This is a genomic window from Methylophaga sp. OBS4 (assembly GCF_026319305.1).
Classification (GTDB): Bacteria; Pseudomonadota; Gammaproteobacteria; order Nitrosococcales; family Methylophagaceae; genus Methylophaga.
This window is the reverse complement of the sequence record NZ_JAPDMV010000006.1, coordinates 22661-48813: the sequence shown is the minus strand read 5'-3', so window position 1 is coordinate 48813 and position 26153 is coordinate 22661. Positions and strand designations below refer to the sequence as shown.

The window sequence follows — 26153 nt, the reverse complement described above, 5'->3', positions numbered from 1 at the left end:
GGTTGGGTGTGGTGCTTATTTGGCGGTTACGTGTTAAGCCGCGTCCTCAATGGCTGGGGCGGCCGGTAGTTGAGTTTCAATCTCGTCCCACGTTGGAATGGGTTGAGGGTTATCGGTGGCTTGTGATGCTTGCCACTCATTTAAAATCGCGTGCGCCGTGTCCCATGTGTCAGCCACCCAGGCGCCCAGCGCCTCAGCTTCCAGGCGGAACTTGTTATCATAGCCCTGATACTTGGCAATCGAATCAATGCTGTTGTACGTGCGTGACTGCGCTTCTGCGTTGAGTCGCTGTTCAATTCTGGCGTCATAATCTGCGATGACATTAGCAGTGGCCTGCTCGAACGGCAAGTCTTCTGGCGGCAGGTATTCGCCATCGTCTCCCAACTGTGGCCGTGATTGTGTCAACCGGTCATATTTCGGCATGACAGCGTCGTCGTGCAGCGTGATGCCGTTATCACTGCGCCATTTGTCTGTTTGACCAGATAGCCACTGGACTGATTTAATCCGCACCCCGTCAATGACGGCAGGGAATGTTATTTTGATATTGTTTTGTCTTGCGTACATTATATGCCCGCCTTAGTCGCTAAATACGCGTTGAGATTGTTTCTTTGCGCTGTTGTCAGCTCTGTATCTCTAATCACCGCGCCATACAGTTTCCCGTCAAAATAAAACGGCCCGGCTTGCTGCCGGCCCAGCTGGATAAATCGGGATGCATTAAAGCTGCCGCCGGGCGTGAGTGTCGAAGATTGCGCTGTATTGTCAATATAACCCCTTGCAGTAGATCCGTCATGAGACATGATAAACACCTTGGCTGTTCCGTCTATTTCAGAATCAAGATCAATCGCGCGCGTCGTCCCGTCAGGCGAAAAGAAGGAGTGTCTTTTTGTTCCTGATCTCGTATCAAAAAACATAACGATGCGCCTGCTGTTTTCCGGCGCTGCCTGCTGCTCTGCGAGAACGCCAGCTAGCGCCTCTGATTGATCTGATGCTGCGGAAAAAGCCATAGAACCCTCGCCATTATTCATCAGCGGCGCGGTCAGTGCCGAAGTCTCAAAATAGCTGGCACCATCAAAGTCAATCCAATGAAGATTACCGTCTGTCCCATAAGTAACGCCGCTGCCACCAGTTAATATCAAATTCAATCCGTTTCCAGACTTATCATCTATCCTGGCAATTGACTGTCCACTTGCTGTTACTGGGGTTGTGCCAGCAGTATCTTGCCATAGCGTTGAAATATCTGAAGGGACATACAGTCCGCCATATTCCCCATTGGCAAACAACTCTTCAGGGTCAAAGCCTAAATTCAAAAACTGAGGATTAATGCCGCCAGGAACAGACATTACGGCCCCACCGGATATTTAGTTGATGCGTCGATAGCGGTTGAGCTGATGACGCTGTAATAAATAGCTCCTTTCTCCCCCACTGCCATGCCGGAAAAATCATCTAAAGTTGTGGGCCAGTAGGTGCCGTAGGCGAGCGAGTCACCGGCGTTGGTTTTGGAGACGCGGATATAACCGGACTGTCCGACCGGCATGGTGCTGGGGTTGGGCAGTGTGTTGCTGCCGGTCAGGGTCAGATTGTAATTATTGCGCGCGGTCAGGTCTGGCGCGGTGTCTACGGTCAGCGTATCGGGCGGGCCGGACTGGCCGCCGGTCCATTCGTTGGCGGCGGATTTTTGGGCGACTTCTTCCAGCATTTCCTTGGTGATGCGCATTTCGATTGCGTCACCGTCGGCAAAGGCCAGCGCGGTGGTGCCCTCTCTGGCGCGGGTCACGGTGAGATCGTTGGTGCTGATGGCCGTGATATCGACAATCTCCACCGCGTTGTCGGAGGCGCGCTCGATGGTTGCCCGGACGGTTTTTCCGGATGCGGGCGTCGGGAAGACGCCGCCGTCGGTCACGGTGATGGTGGTGTCGGTATCGGCCACCGCGCCGCTCAGTGTGGTGGTGGCATTGTTTTTAAACAGAAACTCGGGCATGGTGACCTCTGGTGCTTAGATCCCTCGGCTGCGCTCGGGATGGCAAATTAATAAAGATCGGGATGACAGTTATCAGGGATAACTATTTATTTGGGCCGATGCTGGTCCATGAATGTCTCGGTGGCATCGCCTGCCCCCTGATATGTACCATCCTGCCCATAAACGGTGGCCCGCCCCGTGGGAACACCGCCGACGGTCTCGTAGATCATCGTGCCGCCGTTGGCGGTGACCTCTACTGATCCGGTGCGGCCATCGCCGAAACAGAAATCCACTTTGCTGCCGCCTGCCCCTGCCGGGGCTTCGCTGTCGTATTGGTTGGTGGTGAACTGGCCGTCTATCAGCGCTAGGTCATAGCATCCATCCTCTGGCCATTCGCTGGCTTTAGGCACCGCTGCAATGCAGGCGTCTGAAGGCACACCGACAGCACTGCAAGAACTTCTGTCGAGGTTTTGTGTTATCACGCCCGTTCCAACCCCCTCATCGAAGGCTGACCACTGGAACCGCCACCTGACGTCACTTATTTTTGTAAGGGGTGAAAAAACAGAAAAGCCGTCGATCTCAGGCATTGCAGTCAGTGCTGCAATAAAAGAGTCATACAGAACCGGAACGGCTGCTTCCTCGACAACAATGACAGAACCGTTGGCGGACGTGAATGTCGAACTCCAGTAATAATCTGGATCAAAATTCTCATAACCTTCAGCATCCGGAGGCGTATCCGCATCCTCCCAGCCTTCCGGCGCCGGGAAATTGCCATCGGTGTGGAAGTTAATGCATTGCCCCGTGCTGCAGTCGGTGGCACCGTTCATTGAGCGGATTGATGAATCATAGCCATCTGGCAGTGAGCCGTCCGGATTCGGTGCGGCTTGTGGCCCGTCAGTTTTATCTATGATGTCTTCAATGTCATAGTTGCCCTGCTGCGTTGCTGAGTCGGGGTTGCCGACTGTACCGCTGCCGCCGCGGTAGAATGTGTTGGGGTCATCCGGATTGGGGGCTTGCTGATCATTGCCCTGTTCCTGCTGCTGCGTTTCCGAGTTTGGCGCGTTGCTGGTAGGCGTTTCTCCGCTACCACCTGTGCCGCCTCCCAATGCGTAGGCATTGGTGACCAGCGTGACTGTGCCGCCAAGCACGGGGTCACGTTCCTGATATTCACCTAGGGCGCCCTTTCGGCGGGTGCCCCTGGCTATTCGGCGGATGTTATCGGCAAATTCTGTACTCATCAGAAGTTCACATCCAATGGATCATTTTGCAGCACCACGTTGTAGCTATAGCTGTCAGATGTTTTCTGTTGCTTACGGCTCATTTCATCGATGTCCGGCGCTTTCAGCGTGCTGTTTTTTACCGGAGGTGTGGCATAACTGGTGCCCTGCCCGAGCAGCCCACCACCAGATCCGCCGCCTTGCCCCTGATACAGCTTGTACGTCACATTCGATCCGGGGTTGCCGACCAGTGGTGCGTCCAGTATGGGGAACGACAGGCTGTCCTGAGACTGACCACCTTGCGCGCGTGACAACGCCAGCACTACATTCGTGGTCGCCCGCTTGCTCTTCGTGTTCAGCTTATGGACGATTTGCTTGACCTTGCCCCGGCAAGTGATCGTATCGGTGTTGATCGCTACTGTGTGATATAGCTCAACATCCGGCCAGAAGTTGCGTGACCTGAACGCCACCGTATTCTCGCGGTGCGACTTGACAATCGTTGCCTCACAGATTGAAAACCCTGTTTGCAGCGCCTTCTTGTAGTCTACTGCGCTGCCGCTTTTGTCCAGGTAATAGTCGCCGTTGCCGGCAGAGATAAACCCGCTTGGCGACTGGTATGTCTCGTTGCTCTCATAATCCTGCGTGTCATACTCTACGTCATAGCCGTAGCGGTTAGTCCGCTCGATAGCACCATACTGGCCGATCGACTGTGGGGCGTTCAGTGTGACGGTGATGCTTTCACTGATATCCTGTGCCCAGCGTTTCGCTGCCGTCCAGTTTGCCGACAGGCAGAATATGGGTGCCGCGCTGGAACCCGCCACTGGTTCATAAACCGGATTGCCGCTAGCGTCATAAACAATATCGCCATTCTGATCACGCACCACCTTGACGCTGCCGAATCCACGCGGCGGCGTCCAGATAAATTTCCCATTGCCACAGTTGTAAACGCCCGCATCAGGCAGATAGGTAAAATCAATCGTGCTCGGTTTGACGGCCCACGGAAAAGAATCCAGCGTCTGATACACGCTATCAATGCGCAAGTAATCAAGCCCCTGCACTGTCATATAGTCACAGAAGGCGGGGGCTTCAATTTTGAAGCTTTTCTCCCGGTGCCGCAGACGGGTCCATCGCGCCTCGAATTCCATGCGCACGCGATTAACCAGCCTGGACCGGGTGGATAAATTCAATACCGGTATGTCGTTGGAGATATCGCAACGCTCCAGCGTAAAATCCGGTGTCGATTTCGCCAGCAGGCTGGTGACACGATGCTGGCCGTAGCTGTCAAAGTCCAGCGCGTGCGGTGTTGTCTCCAGTCGCTGCCGCAACTCCTCGGCCGTGTCTTCTGGTGTTTCGAAGATGTCAGGGGACCAAAAGCCCACAAACTTCACCTGGCTGGACAGTTGGGCATTGACCCTTTCCTCGCGGCGGTCAATGCAATCAAGCCGGATTGTTTTATTCACCAGATCTGTGCGTGGATAATCAATCGTGCCGGTGAATATCCGGCGCGTGCCGGTGTCGGTATCCGCATCGATGAGGATCTGCTTGCCGTGCCAGGCATCAAAATCCTGCTGACCGGTTTTGTTGACCAGCGTCACTTGCGCCAGCGCCGACGCGTTTTCGTTGCGTGTAACCGTTATTTCACCCCCGATCTCACACAGCGGCACCAACTTGCCATTGATAGTGATGCGGGCATCCCAGCCAAAAAGATCCAGGTGCGATGCGCTGGCATTAGTATCACGCACCCGCTGCTCAAACTCGACCGCAATGCCTGCGGCCACCGCCTGGACAACCTGCTCGAACTCGACAGCGATGCCACTGCCAACGGCAGAAAACACCACAGACTGCTCGAACTCGACCGCAATGCCACTGGCGAGAATGCCGACAAGCTGCTCAAACTCGACAGCCGTGCCCGAAGCGACGGCCCCAACGCTTTGCTCAACCTCGACAGCGGTGCCCGCCGCAACAGCAACAACAGACTGCTCGAACTCGACCGCAATGCCGCTGGCCACAATCGGCCCGCTGGTAGGGATATGCCCCGGGCCATTGATGGCCTCGCCATTAATGCCGGCGCCATTAATTAGCATGACTTAGCTCGTTGCTGATTCGATGATTTCGTTGAACTGAAATGCCAGCTCCGGGTTACCGGCATTGTTGCTGATGATGTCTACCGCGTTCTCTATGCGGATCCACACCTCAACTGCATTGGCGGTACCACTGTTAATCGTGGCACCAAGCGACAAGGCGGCGCCCGGCGTATTGCCGTCCAGATCAGACTCACTCAATGCCAGCGTCATTTCTGTCGGCTCATGGGTTTCGGATGTTAACTCCCACACCACGCCGTTATCATTTACCGTGGAGCCTATCCCGGATGTTGGCCATGTAGGTTCTGACGAGCCAGACGTGCCACCCGTGGTGCATACATAGCGAAACCCGTTTTGCACGGTGGGCTCCACCGTATCGCCAGCCGAGTAGGCTGTACCCGCCTCCCACTCGGCCAGCTGCTCAACCGGTGTAAGCGTGATATTGTCCACCCCGGGATCACTGTTCGCCTGTAGCTGCCGATTGGATACCGTGCTGCCCAGATAGAGCGTAAAGTCCTGAGGGTTATCACTGAAATTAATGTTGTGAGTGAGCTGGTACAGATTACTAAACGGCGTGGTCAGCGCTGAGTCTATGTAAAATTTATAACTCAGGTTGTCCAGTGATGCATCGCGTGACATGTGTTTTCCTCAAATGCAAGGCGCAAGCGACTCTCCACGGTTAAGTGGCTTGCTGCGCCCTGGGTTTAATTGCCGGCCGCGGCGCGGGCCTCGTCGTTAACGAAGTTGTTCAAAAAGTCCTGCAGGTTACTGATCTGCTCGCTATTGGCCTGAACCTGCGCTTCGACGACATTGCCGTTGCCATCATCCAGCTTCAGCGTCAGCTCGCCGATATTGGGCAGCTCCTGCTTGATCACCTCGGCCATGCTGCGGGTGCTTTCGTCTATGGTCTTCAGGTAATCCCTGCCCTGCTCGGCGAGCTCCTTCGCCTGCTGGAAGTAGTCCTTGAACATTGACACAGGGTTATTCGGGTCGCCCTGCCCGCTGGCTGTCGGCAATTGCCCCCGCTCCAACTGCTGAATGATGGACTGCCGAACAGCAATTGAATCGGGGTTCAGCCCTGAGTTGATCTGATCCTGCACAATCTCTTTCAGTGTGCTGATACGGTCATCCAGGAACTGGCTACCGGAGACCACATCCGATTTCGCCAGATTCACGTACTGTTCAAACTGGAAGTCCAGTCCGGACAACTGTCCGGAGTTTACAAACTCCTGTGTTTGCTGGAGCTTTTTCAGGTACTCATCCTGGGCTTTTGTTTGCTCTTTGGTGAGATCAACGGAATCCGTTCTGAACGTCTTTTCTTTGTTCTGCGTGGCTTCAAACTCGGCCCTTGCCGCTGCCATATCCTGTTTCATTTTATCGGCCAGGTTTCTCAGCCGATCACCGCCAAGCGGGGCGGTCAGATTTTCATTGATTGCCTCAATGCCCTGAGCGGCCACATTGGCCTGAAGCTGTTGAAACTCACGCATTGCCCGAATATCTTCGGCATCCACAGCCAGGCGCACAGTCGGTATCTTGTCCAGAATTTCAAGCACCCTGGCGGCGCTGCCTGCAAGCACCTGCAGCGCACCCGCAAATGTTGCCACCATTGCATTGCCCGCAATGATAAAGACGCGCTTAATACCGTCGACCGCATCAACGACAAACGCCGCGCCTTTGATCATATTGTCAAACGTTGTTTCAGCAACCTTGTCGAAGCCACCCATTTCTCGGACGTTTTCTTCAATCTGTTTGCCGATATATTCCAGATAAGGGGCGGCTTGTGCAGCCAGTCGCTGCTTAACGCTATCGACGATATCGCCGAAGATGCCCAGCGCTTCATTGGCTTTTTCTACCTGGCTGGCTTCGAAGTCACTCAGCGACAAGCCCAGCTCTTTGACATCTTTAGCGTATTGCCTGATCGCATCGCCGCCCTTAATAAAGAACTGAGCGGCTTCTTTTTGCTCAAACCCTAAGTCCTGGGCATAGCGGGCGGCCTCTGCTGAGTTGCGTGACACCGCCTGGATCCTGTCTGCGATGACCGCGAGACGCTCATCGGCCGGCAGGTTGGCCAGCTCCGTCAGGTTCAGGTTCAGTTCTTCAACGGCTTTAACCGCTGAGCCACGACCCAGCGCTGCCGCACCAAGTCTGCGGTTCAGCCTGTTGAGTGAGGCTTCATAACCGTCAATCCCCGCATCACCAAACGCCATATTCAGCGCAGTGATGGAGTCATACGTGGTGTCAAGCGACCGCGCCAGCTTGGCCTGCGAATCCACTGCCTTCAGCCCGTCAGCCGTGTACTTGATCAGTGCGGCACCGCCTGCGGTGATCCCCGCGCCCAGCGCCAGACCAAATGCCTTGCCGAACTTCTTGGCGTCTTTCAGCATCTGGTCGGTGTTTTTCTTTACCTTGCCCCGCGCTTCCTCAAGCGGGCCGGTAAAGCCGCCGATCTTGGCGACCAGATCCAGTGTTAATGTGCCCAGTTTTGTCGACATCAGTCCCACATCTCCTGCAGCTGCTCAAGCGTCCATTCAGGTTCTTTCAGATACGGCATTACGTCCCAGGGATATTTCACGTCCTGATCAGCCGGGCGATGACGATTGACAAACGCAGCCATGAAATTGCCGATGGCCATGTCCATTCGCATCATCGGGTTTAAAGGGCCGTGTTGATTGCGGTAATTCAGCCAGGCAAAGAACTCCGGGATGCTTATTTTCTGCTTCGCTTCCGCGATGGTCTGGCCGCCGATGCCGCAGAGGACGAGCTCGTGCCAGACCTCGTCGAGCTCCGACGGCGCTTCGTCTTTCCCGCGTAATGGTTGACCTCGCCCACCACGTTGACCAGCGCAATGAATAGTTCGCGGCGCATCGGCCCGCGTTCGGGATCTGCCGCACCGGTGATATCGCCAGCCGTGAATACTGGCTGACCGTTTTCATCACAAACACACAACGCCACCTGACGCGACAACCGTTCATCCATATTCATAGCAGCCGAGTCATCCACTGCAGCCTGATAGGGCAGCTTACGGACGAAGACCTCAGCCTCCAGTTCCTCGCCATCCTGTTTCCATTTCACGGTCTTCTTCACCGGTGGCCCGGTGAAATTGTCAGCATTGAGCAGCTGACTCGCATCAAGTTTTGTTGTCATTAACTAGCCTTTCTATGCCAGCCACTATCGCTGGTGTTTTTCTTGCGCTGTGTTGTGACCTGTGTGCTTTGCACCGCATTCAGCTCAAACACAAACGGGAAGTCTGCGATATAGGCGTTCCAGGAAAAATATGTTCTTGTAGTCGGAAAGACCCAGTCACCATTGGAGTCAACTGTAGGAGCGGCAGAACCATCAGGCCAGCCAATTGCCCACTTGGTGTTATCTACTGTGTCATCCTCATACAGCTCATGCATTCGCACGTGACTGTCTTTGCTTGGGTCAACATTGATCGTGATACTGCCCTGACCGGGTGTTCTCATGCCCGGCTTATAATCACGCTCTGTATCTTCGAGACAGGTTGTTTCTACCTGCTCTTTAGGAGAAGTGCCGGGCGTAACGTTTGTCGCACACTCAACTACGACAACCGAATTATCGGCCGGATCCATCATGTAGACATGCATGCCTTTACTTACTACTGCCATTGGTATTGCCTCCGAACGTAATGCCTCACGGCATGAAAGAAATCGGGTGCGCCCGCTTCTCTGTCTCCCGACAGTGATTAGGGCGGCTTAAACAAAAAAGCCCGCACAGTGGCGGGCTTCTTAAACTCAATTTTTATTAGTGCTCAGTTGTCTTGTTGATTCATTAAGCAAAATCTTTCAATGCTTTCAATAAGGCCAATCACAATGTATGTGAATGAACTGATAACCAGCAGTGCAACAAGCATTGCCAATATAATTAGAATCATCTCGGCACCATCCACTCAACATCAAAAGAATAACGATATAACCGTGTGCCCTGCTCTCTGCCGGTACCGCGCCAGGCAACAATATTTGCAGCGGGTTCGACGGCGTCTCGCAAGGACTTAGCCAGCGTCTCGACCGTGTACTGATCTTTGGCGTAGCAATCGAACTGGATGTTGTAGCTGTCGAGATCGGGCAATTGATTAATGTAGTTCTCGGGGGTTCCCCCTATCATCTGCCACACAACAAACGGGGCATTAACGCCTTGCTCGGCTTCGTCCTGATACAGCCTGTCACCGATAATGTCCGTGACCGCTGTGCTGGCCATGCATGTCTGAAAAACCGGTGGCGTCATTTGCCTGCCTTCGCTGCGCGCTTGATGGCTCTATCCAGCCCTTTGCCGTATTGCTTGATGAACTCGGCCTGGGCTGCACCCACATTGCGGCTGAGCGCGGGACGCATAAAGGGTTGTGCCCGTGAGCGACTGGTGCCGAACTCGACCAGACGCCAGTGCCAGGTATCACCACCGGGGTTGTTTGAGCTGCCGCCAGTTGAATACATTTCACCGACACGACGCTTACGACGGTTTTCGCGTGTGTCTCCATAGGCACGAGCACCACCACGGACGCCGATTCTGAAACCGAGATTGCCGGTCTGTTTGAACCGCTTGCCGTCCCATCGAGTGGCGATATTTGCCGCGATGTTATCGGCCGTCATCGGATCGTCAATTTTCTGAGCATTGGAGATAGCAGCATCACGGATGATGTTGGCTGCCTTACGCAGAGCCGCACGCCCCGACTTGTAGCGAATATCTTCGGTCACCGCTTTGAGCTTTGCGTTGATCTGCTCAGCACCAAGCAACTCAAACTGTACGTCCATCAGTCACCCTCATTCATGCCTGCAACGCACTTGGTGCGCCACTCTATTCGGCCCGTGGTATCTGCTTCAATGCTTTCAATGTTGTAGATTCGTCCGTCGACCCGGATCCGCATTTTTTGCGTTAACCCGTCAAACCAGCGGAAATTGATACGGGCATCGATGCTGGCTTGCTTACTGCCTGACTCGATACTTTCTCGCCCGGGGCCGAGCAACACTTCTGCCGGCACACCGTCCAGCGGCGTATCGCTATCCAGCGAGACAGTCTGCCAAGTTGTCGTTCGGCGTCCTTCACCGTCTATTGATGCAACTGGTTCTTCGATCGCAATGCGGTGCCGATACTTGCCTGCCTTGACTTGATACATCAGACGCCCAGCCCGATCCGATGCTGGAACAACAGGCTCATTGCACCGGGGTTATCTGCCAATGATCCGCCTTTTTCTCTATCACTGATTCCATCCAACACAACCATGATAATGGCCTGCACCACTGTGGCCGGGACCGTGTTCAGCGTTTCACTGGAACCCGAATCCACATCGATGTTACTAACAATCCACGGTACAGACTGGTGATCACTAATGCGCGGACGGTTCATATAGCTAGCAGCCTCAGCTTCGGCCGAGTCAATTTTCCCTTGTATCCAAACATCATCAGCATCGTGATAGATAGCGGCCTGCGATTTAACTAGTGATAAATCAACGTAACTCATCGCACCCTCTTGAATACATAAGTTTTAATGCCTTCACGCCCGATGTCTGTTTCCATCTTGTTATGCATGACATAAGCGAAGCCGAGCGAGTGGAACCAGCGCTGCAGGCCTTCATGTGTCCAGTACCACAGATGCTCACCGGGTTTGTAATGCTTGCTTTGCAGCACGTCATCAGCGTCCTTGTAAATCGGCATCGAGACGAAGACCAGGCACTTGACCTGAGCGATCAGTTTTTCCGGCTCCGGGATATGTTCCAGCGAGTCCCAGCAGGTAATGCAGTCGACCGGTTCAACATAGGGGTCACAGAACAGGGACTCCCGCTTGAGCCAGTTGACGGCCTTGTCATTAACATCAAAACCGAAACAGCCTTTCTCTTTAACAAAGCGTCCAGCCCCCACGCCGATATCCACGACTTCGCCATTCCAGTAATTCTCTACCAGGTTCACGCGGGCATGATTCAGCCTGCTGCCCATTTCCGATGCATCCAGGCTCAGATAGTTATCGAAGTAATCTTCGTCATAGCTGATGGCCGGGGCCGTGTGATAGCCCATGCCGTATTCCGGCAGCCACACCAGCGCATCAGAATTGATAGCCAAGCTGCTCAATTTCATAGCGGTAAAACTCGCCTATTAATTTGCGTGAATAATCGTCGTAGTGATCGCGGTAGCTTTCGTCACTCTGCGACCGGTTCAGGTGCGGCAGATCGCCTTTCAGATCAAAGTCCAGGCTGAGCCGCTGGTAGTCATCATCCAGATGTTCATATCGGAGAACCCGATCAGCACCACGGCACCAATAAAACTGAGGCTGCAACAGCAGCACATTGGACTTTTGAAACACTTCAGCAAAGCTGCCATGTGGCGGCAGATCTTTGTCACCCAGGCGGAGCTTGTGAAGATAGAAGCTATATAGCCGCGCCCATGGGTTGCGCACCACCGCAAATGAAACATAGCTCTGGCATACAGGGTATTTCGCATGCACTTCCTCCAGCGTGTCGTGGACGTTGATGCCATTAGGCCGGAACTGAGGCGGGATATTATTGCCCACGCCATTGTGTTTAAAATCACGCTTGCCGGTTAAGTCCAACCCGTGCGCCATGCTCAGATGCTTGCAGATCGATGTACCGGCATTCTTGGGTATATGGATGAAGACCAGGCGTTTCTCATTAGATACAAACGCCATGCCGCCACCTCTCAAACTGCGCTTTGTGATTACTGATTGTTTTATTGCACTGATGTCGCTTATCGCTGCATCGGCAGAAGTTGTCCGGCATCGCAAAGCCGATGCGGCTACAGTCCTGTGATGGATGCGTTATCAGCTCCGGTGCGTTAAATGCACCATGGCCGCCCAGCACCACCCAGGCTGGAATGCCAGCCGCTATCGCTGCAGGGACCAACCAGCCCACACCACCAACTATCGCCTTGGCATGCTGCACCAGCGCCATCAGCTGGCTAACATCAAGCTCACCCTGTAAATATTCGATATCCGATTTTGGGAGTGGACCGTCTGGCCATTCCACGTTGGGCACGATATCTGCCACACTGACAACCTGGTAATCCCTGCCCAGCGCTGCTGCCGCTTCGTTCACATACTCAGCCAGCGGATTGCGACTTTGTGCCAGCCACTCGGTTCGTAGTGTGACCGGGCGAACAATGATGTAATCGCCGTCAACCGGGCTTGGCCCGTAATCTGGCAGGGTTAACGGTTCCGGCTTTAAGCCGATCTGCTCTGACATGCCATGCAGGATGCCAGTTTTGCCGTACTTGACCCTTACCCCACTGGCCGCCTGGGTTCGCCAGCGATATGAAGGCTGGCGTTCGATATTCTTTTTCTGTGTCCTTAACCGTGTCTGCGGGTTAATGAAGTGAATGTCTTGCTGGTCCTGATACAGCTCAGGCCAGGGTGTTGTTAAATACAAAGGCCGCGGAAGCTGATTGATAAACGCTCGCTGGTAGATATTATCGCCCAGACCGAGCATGCCTTTTAGGTGCATAAACTAGGCGGCCTTCCTTGGGTCATACCCCACAACACGGGGATCGTTAAGCGCCAAAACTCCTGTGCCTTTACAAAATTGACACGACTTTTGACGGAATAATTTAGCCGGTATAACCCCATATCCACCACATTCAGGACATAGGTAGTCATTGCCATCAGACTGGAGACGTCCGTATTTCGAAACCTGCGCGTACTTGCTTGTTGGGCTGTAATAGTTTTGTTTTCTCACTTAGCACATCCTCCAAAGTTTCAACAGGCCAGATATCAAGCGCTGTTTGACGTGACGCATTAACAACTTCCAGATCCCCGACATACTCTTTCATCTTCTTGAATTGCGCTGACCATTTATGCACACTGCCGGCATTGCCGAGCGGCTTGGGGTGGTCGCCGTGGTGGTGGGCTTTGCCATCGGTCAGTTGGCAGTCGTACCCCAGCAGGATGACGCGCTCAGCACCGAAGTGTTGTGCCAGTGATATAGCACCGGCACCACTGTTACCGCCGTGAAAAAACCTGACATGGCTTGCACCGAAAACACCTTCAGTACTGCTCAGACATTCGCCTTTAAATCCACTGTCACGAACCTGCGGCCAATAGTGATTCCACCAGGCGCGATCCATGCCATACAAAACATCTGCCCATAGCACTTTGGCAAACGTGGTATTCGTTACGATGACGCCTCTTTCTTTCCGAAGACGCGCCCTAGAAAACCGGTTTTCTTCTTCTGCGTATCGCCACTTTCGGACTCGCTCGATGTCTGCATCGGTGAGGCTTGGGCCGCTGGCGATGCAGACGACGTGTTTCCAGCGGCGTTGCCCTTTACCTCTGGCACCGGTGCCACTCTGGTTTCACGAACCAATCCGTTCTTGATCAGATCATCGGCATAGCCGTCTTCACATTCGAATGGCGATGAGCTTGGGTTGACGTTCTCGCGGGTATCAGACCGGCGAAAACTTTTTATCGGTGCGACTATCTTGGTCATTGCTTTGCCCCAATAAAAAAGGGGCAGCGATGGCTGCCCCTTTTAAGTGATTACCGATTACTGATTAGCTTGCGCCGCTCAGGTTACCGTGAACAAATGCCAACGGACGTTTTACTGCCAGGGCAAGACGTTCTTCGAACAGGATGGAAACCATGTTCTTGATGAAGTCGTCTTCGTTTTCCGTTGACAGATAAACCGCTGCATTCATGCGGTCATAGATAGTCGCTGCAGTGGCGAAGGCACCGACCATGAATTGACCTGATGTAATCGCATCGGACTCGACCACCGGCAGACCCCAGAGACGGGCATCAGCACCATCACGAGCCGAGCTGAACAGGTAGGCATTGTCTGCGTCTTTCAGCAGTTCAATGGCTGCCCAGTCAGCAGGGTTCAGGACGATACCTGTTGCGCCATAAAAAGACTGACGAACCTGCAGGATTGAGCGACGAATCACATCAACCTGTGTATCACCTGATTGGGTCAAATCAGTATCATAGTCGGTGGCCTGTGGAATCATACCCAGCAGATTAACGCCGGTGCCATCGCCAGACAGAAGCTGATCTTCTTCTTCCTGCCGCAGCATTTCGAAACCTTCAGTATCAACTTCGGCACGCAGTCTCTGAAAGTCTGCCAGCACTTCGGCTGAGGTTTTGAAGTAATGCGCAATCTTACGAACGGCAGTTTCTTTACGATCGTAAGTCAGTTCCGATTTCGGCTTGGCACCTGTTTCAGATACGGCAGCAGCGTTGTTGGTGCGAACATTAGTTTGAACCCATTCGACCAGGTTGGAGTCAACCGGCACGGTCGGGATCAACGTCCGCATCATGCGTGAACGATAAGGATTGCTGACCAGCTCAGGGTCACGGAACGACCAGATGCCATCACCGGCAGAGGCCGCACCGCTGGTGATATCTTTCAGCTGCAGCGGGACAGATTGGCCTTTGTGGTATTCCTTTTCAGCATAACCCTTGGTGCCTTCATGCTCGATGAGCATTTGACCGAGAGATTTGACTTCAGGCTTGCCACCCTTGCCACGAACAGCTCGTTGCTCCAGCTCAGTGAGGCGGGTTTTGATGTCATCATTGAATGATGTTTCCAGACCTTCCTGCTTTTTGCTGAGCTCAGCAATCTGGTTTTTGACGTCATCTGAGATCTTGCCGTGCTCTTTGAACTCGTGTTCAGATTTAGCGATGGCATTGTGTAGATCGGTCATTTTTTTATTCAGGTTATCCTGAATACCCTTGAGTTCTTTTTCGACCTCCGCCGCCAAGCCTGTTGGCTCGTTAGTATTTTCTTTACCCATTAGTGGATACCTCGATTAAATTGTTGGAGAGATGCCAATAAAGATTTGGCTTCTTCGTTGCTGGCAGGCTCCCCCCGCAACAACTTGCCCAGGCCGTGATTGGTGATCGCGGCGGCCTGGGTTTTCGAGAATCCTGCCTCACGCAGGAAGTCCTCAAATTCGCGCTCAGTCGGCAGTTCGCCCTGAGTCAAAATGGATTTCACGGCATCGACTTGTGCCGCCTCATTAGCCGGGAAGGTGACAATAGAACCTTCCCAGAGATTAAGCTTGGTAAGCCGACGAAGACGATTGTCCTTGTCCCACTCTTCGCCGATGGTTTCAAAGCCGATACTCATGCCGCTGATGACCTTTTCTTTTAGCAGCTCATAGGCTTCTTTGGCTTTCTGAACTGTGCCAATCAGCAATCGGCCTTCAACATACAAGCCGGTGTCGTCTTCTTTCATTTCCGTGAATGGGCCGATGGGGCTATCCGGTCTATGCTGCCAGAGTATGGGTGGCAGGCGGCCTTTGGTTGCCCAGTTGCCCAGCGACTCGGTAAAGGCGCCGGGCATGACAACTTCACGGTATGAATCGACATTGCCGAATACGGACAGATAACCAGAGAACTCGCCTTGCTGATCGAGCTCTTTGATCTCCAGTGGGAATGATTTATGTTTCATCGCTTTCCTCTCTTAGCCAGTGGCGCAGTGCCGCCTTGACGGTTTCGCCCTCTCCGGCTTCGCCGAGTTTGTCGAGTGGGATCAGGTTTGATTGCACGGTATAAATGTCACCGCCTGGAATGTTCGGCAGATTTTCCAGCCTTGCTACTGTGGTCCGGTTCATCCAGCCATTCTGCAGAGCAGTGCTATAGAACTGGGCACGGGCTTGTGTATCTGCCCTGAGCAGGCCTTCAACGCTGTACTCTGCATACATGCGGTTACGCTGGGCCGGGGTCATCAGTTGCGCCCAGATTGATTCTTCAATTCGCTTCAGCCAAGGGCGAAGACCGTATTGCAGGAACCAGATATTGATCTGTTCACTGGAGCTGGCCCAGCTGCTAGCTTCATCTTTGACCCCGACCATACGTCCCGGCACGCCACACCAGCGGCAGATCTCTTCTGCACTGAAGTTACGTGACTCCAGAAGTTGGGCGTCCTTGGGGTTGATGCCGATCTGAACCGGCTCCATGCCACCCTCAAGCAAGGGTGACTTACCGGCATTCATGGCGCCGGTGATGCTTTCCATGTTTTTGCGGAAGTCCGTGCGTTGTTCAGGCTTAAGGATTTTGTCAAACTTGAACCCTGTCACTGGCATCAAGCCGTTTTTGAATGTCTTGTTAGCGGCCTGCTCGCTGGCCAGTGCAGAGCCAAACACTTGTACGCCATATTTAATGACGCTGAGTCCGAACTTGCCACTGATGGTAAAGCCGGGCAGATGGTAGATTTCTTCTTCAGGTATCTCCTCGGGGGTGCCGCTGTCATTGATGTAGCGGTACCAGTAGCCGCCTTCTTGCTTCTTTCCCCATGTCAGCCGGTCAGTGACAAGCGGTTCCAGCGACACCAGACGCTGCCCGATATAAAGCTTTCTGGCAAAGCCGTTACCAGTCAGCATGGCGTTAGCGACCAAGGTTTCCCAAAACAGGACGGCTGTCATATCTGCATTCGGTTTTTTACGAAGCAACAAAGACAGATCGTCTGTGACTTTCTTTCTGCTGCCGTCTGGTAGTTCCTCATACAGGTTCAGGGGCAGCGTTGATATGGTTTGGGCTATCAGCCTTACGCACGCCCAAAGTGTCGACAGGGTCAGCATCTTGTCGGCTGAGACGGTGATGCCGGTGTCTGATGTTGCGCCGAACTGGTTGGCCCATTGGTCGTAGGTCAAACCGAGCCACCGCTGCACCGCCGACTTGAGACGGCCGGGTTTGCGTTGTTTGTTCTTCATACGATGATTGGGTCCAATAGAAAGTCTTCGAGATCGCCGTCATCTTCATCTGGCCGATAAGCAGCGATGAACGCCATCAGCGCCGCCACAGCGCCGTCGATTTTGTTATCCTTGCCTTCCTTGACCGGGCGCATCATCTTGCCGTCGCGCGTTTCCTGGGCAACGACGTTGCCAAACATCCAGGTCAAACAAGGGTTGCCGTCGTGGTGGATCCGCCCCGCCTTGAGCAGTCGTTCAAAATCACGCATCGGCGCAGAGAAATTGCTGTATGTCTGGCCGACTTTGACGGCTTCCATGTCGTGATGTTTTTGCAGGCGCAGCGCCATGTCGGCAGCGCCGTGCGGGTCGTAGAACACGTCAGGGATCAGGAACTGTTCAGCGTCATCTATGATGTCGTGTTCAACATCATCGGTGTCGATATAGTCTCCATCACAGGCATAGAGGTAGCCGGCACGGACCCATTCATCGTAATGGTCGTGCTCTGCCACCTTGGCTTCTGTTGTGTAGTACCGGCCAAAGAAGTAATAGTGATCAAGCCCATCTGACTCAATACGGCGGAAGCATTTAACTGCTGCAGTCAGGTCGTCAGACTCTGACAGGTCTAATCCCAGCTTGGCTGTTTCGCCAGTAAAATCGTCCGGGCTCAGCGTTGAGTCCGCTGCTCTGGACCAGTCCAGCATGTTCAACCAGGCATTCTTTGCAGTCACCCAGATGTTGAAATGCTTGGTAAGGATTGAGCTGCGCTTCCTCGGGTTCCTTTTTGCTGTCTCGACTTGTGACTTCAGGTATTCCATGTAGACTGAAACACCCGCATTTGGGTTGGCTTTGATAATGCCTTCTTCGGTCATCCACTCTTTTTCGATGTCGTCTACGGTGTAGATCATGCCGTAGAGTTCTTCGTCTATGCTGTGCCCTTCAAGCACGGCTTCGATTTCCTTTTGCAGCGCGTAGCCAGGGCCAGCCGTGTTGTTGCCAGCGGTGGTGATAGCCAGCAGCAAAGGCTGTTCGCGTGCACCCATACCGGTGAGCATGGTGTCATAAAGCGTGTCGTCAGGATGCTCATGGAGCTCATCCAGTATCGCGCAGCTGGGTGAGGCACCATCACCGGGCTTACCGATGACGGGTTCAAAGCGTCCGCCGTCTGGCAGTCTTCGGCGGCCATCAGCCAGTGGCTTTCTGCCCGGCATGTCGACTTCAATCTTTTTGGCGTGAGAGGTTACACCGTAGGTCCTGCAGAAGGCGGGTTGCTTTTCTGCCATCTTCTTGGCAGGCCGATAAACCTCCCAGGCTTGCTTCTCACTGGTCGCGCCACAGTAGACTTCGGCACCATATTCGCCATCTTCAACCAGCATGTATAAACCGATGCCAGCAGCTTTGACTGATTTGGCGTTCTTACGCGGGACATAGAGTCCGGCGCGGCGGTACTTTCGCAGGCCGCTTGCCTTGTGAACCCAGCCGAATATCATGGCCAGGTTGAACTTCTGCCAGGGCTCCAGCTTGATGCGGTTTGCTTTGCCGCCTACTGCTGCCCATTTACCCTTTACATGAGGGAACAGTTCGATGAACTTGATGATCCTGACTGCAACTTCAGGTTCGAACTTGTATGGGAAGGCCTTTTTCTTTGAGCGTTTCAGGTCATTAAGGTGTCGTTCAACGGCCAGCTTTTCCCATTTGCATGCAGGTCGCTTGCCTGACTTGACGTCTTTACAGTAGGACTCGACGTCCTTGATGTGGTCGGTCATACACTGCCGAAGTCGTCGTCATCAAACAGGCTGCCCTGCTTGTCGTTGAACCGCAGTTCTGTCGCCGGAGACAGTCCAAGTTGAGCAACCAGTGAGTTCCATTTGCGCCAGTCATCGTTCAGCTGCGCCACTTCTGGACGGCTTTTATGCTGTATACCGTGACGTCCGGTGGTGATATATGACCATTCATTTTTATCCAGGAACACACGCCACCCATCCATGCGGGCCTTGACCGTACAATACTCAACAACGAAATCGATGAAGTGACGCTTCAGTCTGTTGAGTTTGCTCAGCTCAGGTGCCAGACGGTTCCAGACTTTCTGTTCATCCTCACCGAGATCCGCCGGCATCAACTCATTAGCGATCGCGACGTGCTTTTCGTGCTCCTTCTCATTCGTCAGGACAGAGGGGTGCGTGGCCACGTTAGATTCTTTATATCTTCCGGCCATAACTATTCCTCTTCATCACTGGATTGGCACAGCCCTGAACCACATCGATGCTCTGATATGGCGCTAACTCAGCGACTGCATCACCTTCCAAGTGGTGAAACTCTTTTCAATTCTTTGCGTATAAAAATGAACTTGAGGGGGCGGTGTTCGGCAGTTGGTGTTGGAACTTTCTACCCGCCCCTCCCCGCTAGAGACTCTGCATGGGTTTTTGCCTTATCACATGCCGGGCAAATGGTTTGCAGATTTGCATCGTCATCTGTACCGCCTGCGGATAGCGGGATAATGTGATCACAAATCCCAGCGTTTCTGCCATGGAGATTAACGAACGTTAACTTGCCGATCTTTAAGCATTCCTGGCATCGGTAATTATCTCGCTCGAAGACTGCCTTGCGCTTTCTTTGCCAGGGCCTGCCACCGCGCCCTGACATTTTATGGATAGGCTTTTGCCAGGCTGGGCGGTCAGGGCATTGCCCTGCATGTGCCTGCCGGCATCGGGCGCACCATCGCTTCGGCTTGGTTGCCATTATTAGTTTTGGATGACGGGTTCGCCATCCAGATACATCTCAGCGCCGCCTTCAGTCTCGCCATCATCCTCACCGAATGCTGACTCTAGTAACTCGGCGTTGACTTGTAGCACTTGGCTTATCAGATGATTGTTCTGCTCCATCGCTGCCGCCAACCTGTCCAGCCTTTCCGTCTGGGCTTTTAGTTGCTCCAACAGTTCTTGCATCTGCTTCACCTTTAAGCTTGCTTGACACATTACGCACAAAACTCTTTATCTTCTGCCGCCGCCTTTCACATCCGCAAGCCATGGCTACCCCTCGCTATGATCCACCTGCCTCTGGCGTTCCATATCATCCACCGTCATGTTCTTAATCTTGATGGAGAGATTGCGTTCTCGCACGGTCAGAACGCCAACCCAGATCAAAAACATTAAACTGACCAGGCTGGCGATGGCTGGCACCAGTTCCATAAAGGCGGCTGCCGCCACAAGGATATTTCCGCCGGTCAAAGCCATGAGTAGCTTTGTCAGGGATGACCATACGCCATCGCTTACCTGATGAAATTCTTGCATCGGCCTTCCTTACGGGCAATAAAAAAGCCCCGACAACTCAAAGAATCATCAGGGCTTTGTTCAAATACTTAGTCACCAATCGGCACTATGGGGCTAACCGTAATATCTATTTGCGCAAATTGCAAACTTTTTTTTCAACAACCAATTCTTCCGGTGGTTCAGCAAGCATAGACGGATAAGCCAAAGCCATAGCGACCTTACCGATTGCGCAACCAATCACATCATCAAACTGGTGCCGGCTCATGCGGATACCCTCCTCTCTACAGCGCCGAAGCACGAAGCTGCGGTTGCACGTAACGGGCTCATTGGCCTTCATCCTATCCGGATAAGGCTGGTAATACATCTTCACCAGCCTGCTTTCCTCGGCTGTCATGCAATGCACCACCACGAAACCAACCGTTTCCGTAATATTATCGTGCCAATCGACAGGGATACCTCTCGCCTTTGGCACAAAGTTAGCCTCGCGTGGATAAGCCTGCGGCCCGCCATACCGCTGCCGCCTACCCCACAGAGCCAAACACTGGTTCGCAAACTCTCTATCCGCCGGATGTCCATACATCAGTGCTTAACCTCCACGCTCTTACCTGACAACTGCTTCTTGATGCTATCCAGCTGCTGCCTGCCATAATTCAAATCACGCTTGACCGGCTTCCTGTCCTCAATCACCTGATCCACATAACTCACAAAACTGGACAGCGACGGCGGCATTGCATTGCCAAGACACACAACCACCGCAGCACGAACATCTCGCTCCGAGTGCTGCTGCAATGAATTCAGCCACTCCCCGGCAATCGCCTCACACCCTGCCTGGCTACCCATGCGACGGCGCCACTCATCCCGCCACCGCTCCTGAAAGCGCTGAAACACATAATCCACCACACCAAACCCGCGAGGCGGCTTGATAGATTTATCTACCTTGCCTCTCCCCTCACCGGCCATGCTCAACAACTGCTCATGTCCACTTTCAGCCATAAACACCCCCACTACGCACTATGAACCTGTGCCACCTTGTGCCGCCTTGGTTCGGAACGACTCCCAGCTGAACTCAATCAGCGCCCCGCCATCCTCACGCATCCGGTCGATAATCCTAGCCCCAAGAACCGGATCCAGATCCGGAACACTCAGGTTGGATATCAACACCGTTGGCTTCATCCAACCATAGCGAGCATTAATCACATCAGTCAGCAACAGCAGCTCATCATCGGTACCGCTTTGAACCCCAACCTCATCCAAGATCAGCAAATCCAGATCTCGAAAATGATTGATGGCCTCCTGAAGCTTTGTTTCAGAATCCTTCCGATAGCTCTCCCGCAGATTGCGAATCATTTCCACCACAGTCATAAACACCACCGACTTGCCTTTACTCTCGTATGCCATGCCGATGGCACAAGCCAAATGTGTTTTCCCCGTGCCGGGCCCACCGCTCAGAATCAAGCCGCCACAACCGCCATCACAAATTCGCGAAGAATAAGCCCTTGCTCTGCGAAGCGCCGCCTGCTGTCCTGTATTAGTAGCCTGGTAGTTATCGAAACTACGAGACCGGAACCGCGGCGGTATCCCTACACGCTCAAACCGCTGAGACTGCTGCTTACGCTTATGATCCAGACTCACCACCCGCGCCTGCTCTGTCACCTCGCGCTGGTTCTCTTTTGCCGTTGCCGCCACAAACTCCCTGGCGCACTCAGGACAAACACCTGATTCAATCTCAGCACCACCAACCGTCTTGATGGTCTGCTCATAAGTGATTTTGTGTTTAGTGCAAGAAACCTTCATCGCTAATCCTCAGTGTTAAACCCATGCCCGGCGTCACCAGGCGGACTGTTGCCAGACTTCGTAGAAACCAATCGCAACCCATTGCGAGGCTTGTTTCTCTCCTGCCATGACTCCTTGAATCGTTTTTGCTGAATGCAATACTTCACAAACTCCGCATCCCAACACTTACTCGTGAATCCTGAAGACTCATTCGCATTGACGAACTCCTGAACCAACTGCTCAGCAAATGGAATTGGCACCATCGACCTGAACAATCTCGCCTTTACCTCAGCAGTAATAGAAAAATCAGGCGGAACAGGCTCCCTCTCGCGCGTGCGCGTTTTATGTGTATATGTTTTAAGATCGGGATCCGGTGGTATGTCGCACTTCTCAAGGTTGCCCTGTCGGGCTTCCTCCGGATGGTCTGCTGTAGGTGCTGCCGTACCTCTGCTTCTTTCCGACTCTAAGGCCGCGTTTTTACTGGCTTCCCGCTTCCGCTTGCCCTGCTGTACTTCCTGCTGTACTTCCTGCTGTACCTCTGTCGTGCCTCCTGTCGTACCTCTGTCGTACTTATTTCGGACAGACGAATCCATATCAGCTAAAAGACAACGGAAAACGAGACAAGCAGACCTGTCACCATGGCCTGAAACCCGAGCAATCAAACCGACATTAATGAGTGTGTTTACCGCATGCCGAAGCGCCGACACTGAAGGCTGATCAGAACCATTGCGGCCCTGCGTCTCATGCACCTCCACCTGCTCGCGGATAGCTTGGTAACTGATCCTCTTCGTCCGACTGGTACGGATACCGACCACACCACTCGCATAATCCATATTCGGACGAATCGCCCGCATATAAATCAACTGAGGCAGCCACGGCAGCCCCCAAAGCGCCTCAAGCTCATCTGAATTGAAAGCAACCCGATCAGCCATGTTTACGCCCGTAAAAAAACCAGTGTCCAAAAAGCGCTATTGCGTGACCATAAATAGGAACAAAAGACCAATCCAATGGACTGGTAATTAATGCGGTAGCAATCAGATACCCCAGCGATACACCGCAAAACGCCTCGACATAGGAGAGCAAGCTCACAGCGCCACCCCCTGCCGCCGCAACCGCTGCAACTTCCGAGAACACTTAGGATGAGGCTGACTAGAATGCTTCTTCTGCCCGCACCCCGGACAAATCGTCCGTATCGGCAACCCGGCCGACTCATGGCGGCAGCTATCGGCTGGCGTATTGTCATCCGTATTAGTGCTGGATCCCATATTGCGCGACATCAGGCATTCTCCTGTTGGATATACTCATCAATGCCATCACCGTCATAAACAGGGGTAAAGGTCAGCACGCGACCCTCAGTCGGGATAGGCTCAAACGCCTCGGCCATGACGGAAAGAACCGTCAAAGGCACCTTATGCTGATTGCCGTAATCTCCAACACAATCAATCACTCGAACATCCGCGCCGTGATAGCGCGCGACATCGATATATGGTTCCAGCTCATCCAGCTTCGCGAACACATCACTCACCACCACATCCTCGCCACGCGACAAAGCAAAATCGGCCATCATCAAAACCCAGCCTTTTGCCTGCTCAAATACCTGCATATCGAACCGGTACCGGCCCCGCGTATCGCAAAACAAATGATCCGGCTCATAATGCAAATGTTCAGGGAAATCCTTTGCCGCCTTAGTGCTCTTGCCACTGCCAGGCAAACCACGAAGCACAACCAGCTCAGACCGCTTGAAGAACTTAGCCTTTTTCAGCCTTACACCCTGCGGCCTAAACGGTGGCACGTTATGATCTGACGCAACCATATAACCTCCTCAACAATCTCACCGGCAACCCAAACAACCACGCCACCGACGACACCAACACCATCACCGCCGACACTACAGCCAACGCCAGAAATGCCAGCACAAACAACACCCACACCAAAGGGGCCGCGCCGTTGACACCCATACAATCAAAGCTCCGTTTCATGCGTGCCCGGCGGTTGGATATCAACCCCCGGCTTCTTTATCTCCTGCAACACATCCACCTGATGATTTGCGTGCAAAGGGCTCGCCGCAGCCATCTCCGCAAAACTCACCACGAAAACAACCGCCAGGAACAAAACCAAGCCAACAAGGCATCGCCAACAAAACATCACACCACCCTCATCACCAGCACATCGTTATGCACCCGCAACACCTGCCGCGCGTTATCAGCGTGATGTACCGTTGACATCACCCGGCCCTTAGCCCGCAACACCCACAACTGCACTGAAACCTGATTATCAGCAACAAAACGAAACCGATCCCAATTAGCTAAAGACTGCATCGTCTGCACCGCTAACCCTCCCAGCGTCGCGAAGGATGCCTCAATTTCAGCTGACTGCCTGTTCTGAGCCTGGCCCCTCCACGAACCCGCAACCGATTAAGCGGAATCTCAGGGCCGGAATCAGACGAAGACGCATAAGCCTGCGAAGGCAGCACCGCATTACCGGCGCTGACCAGCACCAGGCACAACACCAAAATCTGCCGCGCCCTGACCATGCCGCGCACAAAAGCCGCCGTAATCGCCTGCCGGGAATTATCCACACCCAGCTTCTGGTACGAATGCAGCAAATGCGCCTCCACCGTCTTAATCGACCGATGCAAAATCACACTCATGGCCTGCTGAGTTTTGCCCTGCACCAGCAACGCAAACACCCGGTTCTCTGCGGGCGTGAGCGGCGACACATCACTATCTATTTCAACCTCAAAATCCATGAGAGGCCTCACTTTCAGGGTTTCCCCCAATGTTTACGGAATAACGGCGAGCGACAATCTCACCAACGGAATAAAAAACAAGGGCCCGCGAATGCAAACCCAAGAACACAACCAGCCGCTGAAAACAAAAAAACCGGTTGCGAGAGAGAAATCGATATATGCCAAACACAGACAACAAATCCTGCGCCAGGCGGGCTACCTGCTCAGCATAGAACTGCAACATCAGCGCCCGCCCCGTTCGACGAGCTGGACAGACGCCGAGCGGAAAGCAGAAACCAGACTGAGACTTGCAAAATGACATCACCGCAGCGCCTCCCGAATCTCAATAAACAACAAATACAAATCGTGGATCCGCTGAGCGACAGACAAGTTTGGATCTGTCAATGCGCCATCAGCTATCAGTTCGACATCATTCTCATCAATACCCGAATGTCTCGAAATCCACACAGGCGGAAGCCCCGCCCCGATCATTTCGTTAACCTCGGCGGCAGGATTCATGCTGCTGACAACTTTTTTCTGTCAGCCTTGAGCGCCCCATCCGTCAGTACCTGGATCTGGTATTGCCGCACATCAGGAATGTCATCCCAGTTGTTCACGGCCTGCTTTGTGATACCCAGGGCGTTGGCCAACTTAGATGCGCCGCCAAAGTGTTTGATAGCTTGATCTTTAGTCATGGAGAAAGTAAATCATGGTTTACCGCATAGAGTCAAGCATAAGTTACCCACAGTCAATTAAAATTGACAGAATGAGCGTCGGAGATAGAGTTAAGCATGCAAGAGAGAGTGCCAAGCTAACAAAGGCAGAGCTGGCGCGCGCCTGCTCGATCAGCAAGCAAGCAGTTGGCCAAATCGAGAATGGCGCAACCAAGTCGCCCAACCCGACGACACTGTTTGCTATAGCGAAAGCAACAAAATTTAATGCCGAGTGGATTGCTACAGGGACAGGAAAAGAAAGGCAGATCGCAAGCGGGCAAGGCGAACTAGCTAAAGCCAGACAAGAAGTCAGAGAGCCGTCACCCACCGGTACGGAACATGCTCAAGTAAACGATGACGGGGTAAATCGTCAAAATCGTTTACAAATAAGGAGCGTTCCAGTGCTTAGCAATAAGGAAATAATAGAGGGCAAAAAACAAGATTTGCCTGACAGGCAATATATCGCTGCACAACAAGTCAGCGACCAGGCATTTGCCTACCCGGTGAAAAACATCCCCAACCCCAACGACCGTTATGGCATCGACCCCGACATGTATATCGTGATCGACCCTGATGCTGAATGGGAAAACGGTAAACCGCTACTGCTGCAGGACATTAACCAGAACCTGATAATCCGCCGTTATGAAATCGTCGGCAGCAAGCGCTACTTGGCGCCCTATAACGACAAATACGACCCGATAGAAATGGACGACAGCTTTATCGTTATCGGAAAAATAGTCAGCCGTCACGCCGTCTATTAACCGCCCTGCCGG

At 53.2% G+C, this 26153-nt stretch carries 38 protein-coding genes; 3 read left to right on the top strand and 35 right to left on the bottom strand.

The features are described from left to right. Positions 1 to 33 precede the first annotated feature (33 nt). From OMP95_RS02845 to OMP95_RS02695, 32 genes are all read right to left on the bottom strand, one after another. The gene (locus tag OMP95_RS02845) at positions 34 to 564 is read right to left on the bottom strand and encodes a hypothetical protein (protein ID WP_266325741.1); all 531 of its coding nucleotides are present in this window, start codon (positions 562 to 564) and stop codon (positions 34 to 36) included. After that, positions 564 to 1340: a hypothetical protein gene (locus OMP95_RS02840; RefSeq protein ID WP_266325739.1), complete on the bottom strand. Its 777-nt coding sequence runs from the start codon at positions 1338 to 1340 to the stop codon at positions 564 to 566. The genes OMP95_RS02845 and OMP95_RS02840 overlap by 1 nt, the downstream gene beginning before the upstream one ends. Beyond that, a complete protein-coding gene (locus OMP95_RS02835; protein WP_266325737.1) occupies positions 1340 to 1978 on the bottom strand; it encodes a hypothetical protein in 639 nt (212 codons plus the stop codon). Before OMP95_RS02835 ends, OMP95_RS02840 begins: the two co-directional genes overlap by 1 nt. A gap of 86 nt (positions 1979 to 2064) precedes the next feature. Then, positions 2065 to 3195, bottom strand: a complete 1131-nt coding sequence (locus OMP95_RS02830) for a hypothetical protein (protein ID WP_266325735.1) — start codon at positions 3193 to 3195, stop codon at positions 2065 to 2067. Next, on the bottom strand, positions 3195 to 5258 hold the full coding sequence (locus OMP95_RS02825; RefSeq protein WP_266325733.1) for a hypothetical protein: 2064 nt from the start codon (positions 5256 to 5258) through the stop codon (positions 3195 to 3197). The genes OMP95_RS02830 and OMP95_RS02825 overlap by 1 nt, the downstream gene beginning before the upstream one ends. 3 nt (positions 5259 to 5261) lie before the next feature. Then, positions 5262 to 5894 carry a hypothetical protein gene (locus OMP95_RS02820; RefSeq protein ID WP_266325731.1) on the bottom strand — a complete coding sequence of 211 codons (633 nt, stop codon included), beginning with the start codon at positions 5892 to 5894 and terminating at the stop codon, positions 5262 to 5264. Between the two features lie 65 nt (positions 5895 to 5959). Continuing rightward, positions 5960 to 7747, bottom strand: coding sequence for a hypothetical protein (locus tag OMP95_RS02815; protein ID WP_266325729.1), 1788 nt, complete (start codon positions 7745 to 7747; stop codon positions 5960 to 5962). Beyond that, a complete protein-coding gene (locus OMP95_RS02810) occupies positions 7747 to 7887 on the bottom strand; it encodes a hypothetical protein (RefSeq protein WP_266325727.1) in 141 nt (46 codons plus the stop codon). Before OMP95_RS02810 ends, OMP95_RS02815 begins: the two co-directional genes overlap by 1 nt. A gap of 74 nt (positions 7888 to 7961) precedes the next feature. Further along, positions 7962 to 8399, bottom strand: a complete 438-nt coding sequence (locus OMP95_RS02805; protein WP_266325725.1) for a phage tail assembly chaperone family protein, TAC — start codon at positions 8397 to 8399, stop codon at positions 7962 to 7964. Next, positions 8399 to 8881: a phage tail tube protein gene (locus OMP95_RS02800; protein WP_266325723.1), complete on the bottom strand. Its 483-nt coding sequence runs from the start codon at positions 8879 to 8881 to the stop codon at positions 8399 to 8401. The genes OMP95_RS02805 and OMP95_RS02800 overlap by 1 nt, the downstream gene beginning before the upstream one ends. A 262-nt stretch (positions 8882 to 9143) precedes the next feature. Then, a complete protein-coding gene (locus OMP95_RS02795) occupies positions 9144 to 9497 on the bottom strand; it encodes a DUF3168 domain-containing protein (RefSeq protein WP_266325721.1) in 354 nt (117 codons plus the stop codon). Then, positions 9494 to 10021, bottom strand: a complete 528-nt coding sequence (locus OMP95_RS02790) for an HK97-gp10 family putative phage morphogenesis protein (RefSeq protein WP_266325719.1) — start codon at positions 10019 to 10021, stop codon at positions 9494 to 9496. The genes OMP95_RS02795 and OMP95_RS02790 overlap by 4 nt, the downstream gene beginning before the upstream one ends. After that, complete coding sequence (locus tag OMP95_RS02785; protein WP_266325717.1) at positions 10021 to 10383, bottom strand: phage head closure protein; 363 nt, start codon at positions 10381 to 10383, stop codon at positions 10021 to 10023. The genes OMP95_RS02790 and OMP95_RS02785 overlap by 1 nt, the downstream gene beginning before the upstream one ends. After that, complete coding sequence (locus OMP95_RS02780; RefSeq protein WP_266325715.1) at positions 10383 to 10727, bottom strand: head-tail connector protein; 345 nt, start codon at positions 10725 to 10727, stop codon at positions 10383 to 10385. Before OMP95_RS02780 ends, OMP95_RS02785 begins: the two co-directional genes overlap by 1 nt. Further along, a complete protein-coding gene (locus tag OMP95_RS02775; RefSeq protein ID WP_266325713.1) occupies positions 10724 to 11338 on the bottom strand; it encodes a methyltransferase domain-containing protein in 615 nt (204 codons plus the stop codon). The genes OMP95_RS02780 and OMP95_RS02775 overlap by 4 nt, the downstream gene beginning before the upstream one ends. Next, positions 11307 to 11906, bottom strand: coding sequence for a sulfotransferase family 2 domain-containing protein (locus OMP95_RS02770; RefSeq protein WP_266325711.1), 600 nt, complete (start codon positions 11904 to 11906; stop codon positions 11307 to 11309). Before OMP95_RS02770 ends, OMP95_RS02775 begins: the two co-directional genes overlap by 32 nt. Further along, a complete protein-coding gene (locus OMP95_RS02765; protein WP_266325709.1) occupies positions 11890 to 12717 on the bottom strand; it encodes a hypothetical protein in 828 nt (275 codons plus the stop codon). The genes OMP95_RS02770 and OMP95_RS02765 overlap by 17 nt, the downstream gene beginning before the upstream one ends. A 157-nt stretch (positions 12718 to 12874) precedes the next feature. Then, positions 12875 to 13336, bottom strand: coding sequence for a hypothetical protein (locus OMP95_RS02760; RefSeq protein WP_266325707.1), 462 nt, complete (start codon positions 13334 to 13336; stop codon positions 12875 to 12877). Between the two features lie 47 nt (positions 13337 to 13383). Next, complete coding sequence (locus tag OMP95_RS02755; protein ID WP_266325705.1) at positions 13384 to 13698, bottom strand: hypothetical protein; 315 nt, start codon at positions 13696 to 13698, stop codon at positions 13384 to 13386. A 64-nt stretch (positions 13699 to 13762) separates the two neighbouring features. Then, positions 13763 to 15001 carry a phage major capsid protein gene (locus OMP95_RS02750; RefSeq protein WP_266325703.1) on the bottom strand — a complete coding sequence of 413 codons (1239 nt, stop codon included), beginning with the start codon at positions 14999 to 15001 and terminating at the stop codon, positions 13763 to 13765. After that, positions 15001 to 15660: an HK97 family phage prohead protease gene (locus OMP95_RS02745; RefSeq protein ID WP_266325701.1), complete on the bottom strand. Its 660-nt coding sequence runs from the start codon at positions 15658 to 15660 to the stop codon at positions 15001 to 15003. Before OMP95_RS02745 ends, OMP95_RS02750 begins: the two co-directional genes overlap by 1 nt. Further along, the gene (locus tag OMP95_RS02740; protein WP_266325700.1) at positions 15650 to 16921 is read right to left on the bottom strand and encodes a phage portal protein; all 1272 of its coding nucleotides are present in this window, start codon (positions 16919 to 16921) and stop codon (positions 15650 to 15652) included. The genes OMP95_RS02745 and OMP95_RS02740 overlap by 11 nt, the downstream gene beginning before the upstream one ends. Beyond that, positions 16918 to 18663, bottom strand: a complete 1746-nt coding sequence (locus OMP95_RS02735) for a terminase large subunit (RefSeq protein ID WP_266325698.1) — start codon at positions 18661 to 18663, stop codon at positions 16918 to 16920. The genes OMP95_RS02740 and OMP95_RS02735 overlap by 4 nt, the downstream gene beginning before the upstream one ends. Further along, complete coding sequence (locus OMP95_RS02730; RefSeq protein WP_266325696.1) at positions 18660 to 19112, bottom strand: P27 family phage terminase small subunit; 453 nt, start codon at positions 19110 to 19112, stop codon at positions 18660 to 18662. The genes OMP95_RS02735 and OMP95_RS02730 overlap by 4 nt, the downstream gene beginning before the upstream one ends. A gap of 170 nt (positions 19113 to 19282) precedes the next feature. Beyond that, entirely contained in the window at positions 19283 to 19540 is a 258-nt protein-coding gene (locus tag OMP95_RS12525; RefSeq protein ID WP_416234625.1) for an HNH endonuclease, read from the bottom strand. 98 nt (positions 19541 to 19638) lie between these two features. Next, positions 19639 to 19842 carry a hypothetical protein gene (locus OMP95_RS02725; RefSeq protein ID WP_266325694.1) on the bottom strand — a complete coding sequence of 68 codons (204 nt, stop codon included), beginning with the start codon at positions 19840 to 19842 and terminating at the stop codon, positions 19639 to 19641. A gap of 84 nt (positions 19843 to 19926) precedes the next feature. Then, complete coding sequence (locus OMP95_RS02720; protein WP_266325692.1) at positions 19927 to 20187, bottom strand: hypothetical protein; 261 nt, start codon at positions 20185 to 20187, stop codon at positions 19927 to 19929. A 106-nt stretch (positions 20188 to 20293) separates the two neighbouring features. Continuing rightward, on the bottom strand, positions 20294 to 20746 hold the full coding sequence (locus tag OMP95_RS02715; protein WP_266325690.1) for a hypothetical protein: 453 nt from the start codon (positions 20744 to 20746) through the stop codon (positions 20294 to 20296). Beyond that, positions 20746 to 21159 carry a hypothetical protein gene (locus OMP95_RS02710; protein ID WP_266325669.1) on the bottom strand — a complete coding sequence of 138 codons (414 nt, stop codon included), beginning with the start codon at positions 21157 to 21159 and terminating at the stop codon, positions 20746 to 20748. The genes OMP95_RS02715 and OMP95_RS02710 overlap by 1 nt, the downstream gene beginning before the upstream one ends. A gap of 18 nt (positions 21160 to 21177) precedes the next feature. After that, a complete protein-coding gene (locus OMP95_RS02705) occupies positions 21178 to 21960 on the bottom strand; it encodes an ATP-binding protein (RefSeq protein ID WP_266325667.1) in 783 nt (260 codons plus the stop codon). Positions 21961 to 21962: 2 nt separating this feature from the next. Further along, positions 21963 to 22871 carry a hypothetical protein gene (locus OMP95_RS02700; protein WP_266325665.1) on the bottom strand — a complete coding sequence of 303 codons (909 nt, stop codon included), beginning with the start codon at positions 22869 to 22871 and terminating at the stop codon, positions 21963 to 21965. Between the two features lie 344 nt (positions 22872 to 23215). Continuing rightward, positions 23216 to 23752: an AAA family ATPase gene (locus OMP95_RS02695; protein ID WP_266325663.1), complete on the bottom strand. Its 537-nt coding sequence runs from the start codon at positions 23750 to 23752 to the stop codon at positions 23216 to 23218. Between OMP95_RS02695 and OMP95_RS02690 the strand changes: the two genes are divergently transcribed. Then, on the top strand, positions 23725 to 24150 hold the full coding sequence (locus tag OMP95_RS02690) for a hypothetical protein (RefSeq protein WP_266325661.1): 426 nt from the start codon (positions 23725 to 23727) through the stop codon (positions 24148 to 24150). The genes OMP95_RS02695 and OMP95_RS02690 overlap by 28 nt on opposite strands. A gap of 118 nt (positions 24151 to 24268) precedes the next feature. Here OMP95_RS02690 and OMP95_RS02685 read toward each other — a convergent pair whose 3' ends face one another. Continuing rightward, on the bottom strand, positions 24269 to 24688 hold the full coding sequence (locus OMP95_RS02685) for a helix-turn-helix domain-containing protein (RefSeq protein WP_266325659.1): 420 nt from the start codon (positions 24686 to 24688) through the stop codon (positions 24269 to 24271). A gap of 91 nt (positions 24689 to 24779) precedes the next feature. Between OMP95_RS02685 and OMP95_RS02680 the strand changes: the two genes are divergently transcribed. Then, positions 24780 to 24986, top strand: coding sequence for a hypothetical protein (locus OMP95_RS02680; protein WP_266325657.1), 207 nt, complete (start codon positions 24780 to 24782; stop codon positions 24984 to 24986). 2 nt (positions 24987 to 24988) lie between these two features. Here OMP95_RS02680 and OMP95_RS02675 read toward each other — a convergent pair whose 3' ends face one another. Together OMP95_RS02675 and OMP95_RS02670 are read right to left on the bottom strand one after the other, a co-directional pair. Further along, entirely contained in the window at positions 24989 to 25186 is a 198-nt protein-coding gene (locus OMP95_RS02675) for a hypothetical protein (RefSeq protein WP_266325655.1), read from the bottom strand. Beyond that, a complete protein-coding gene (locus tag OMP95_RS02670) occupies positions 25183 to 25362 on the bottom strand; it encodes a Cro/CI family transcriptional regulator (RefSeq protein ID WP_266325653.1) in 180 nt (59 codons plus the stop codon). Before OMP95_RS02670 ends, OMP95_RS02675 begins: the two co-directional genes overlap by 4 nt. A 71-nt stretch (positions 25363 to 25433) precedes the next feature. Between OMP95_RS02670 and OMP95_RS02665 the strand changes: the two genes are divergently transcribed. Next, positions 25434 to 26141, top strand: a complete 708-nt coding sequence (locus OMP95_RS02665) for a helix-turn-helix domain-containing protein (RefSeq protein ID WP_266325651.1) — start codon at positions 25434 to 25436, stop codon at positions 26139 to 26141. Positions 26142 to 26153: the final 12 nt, after the last annotated feature.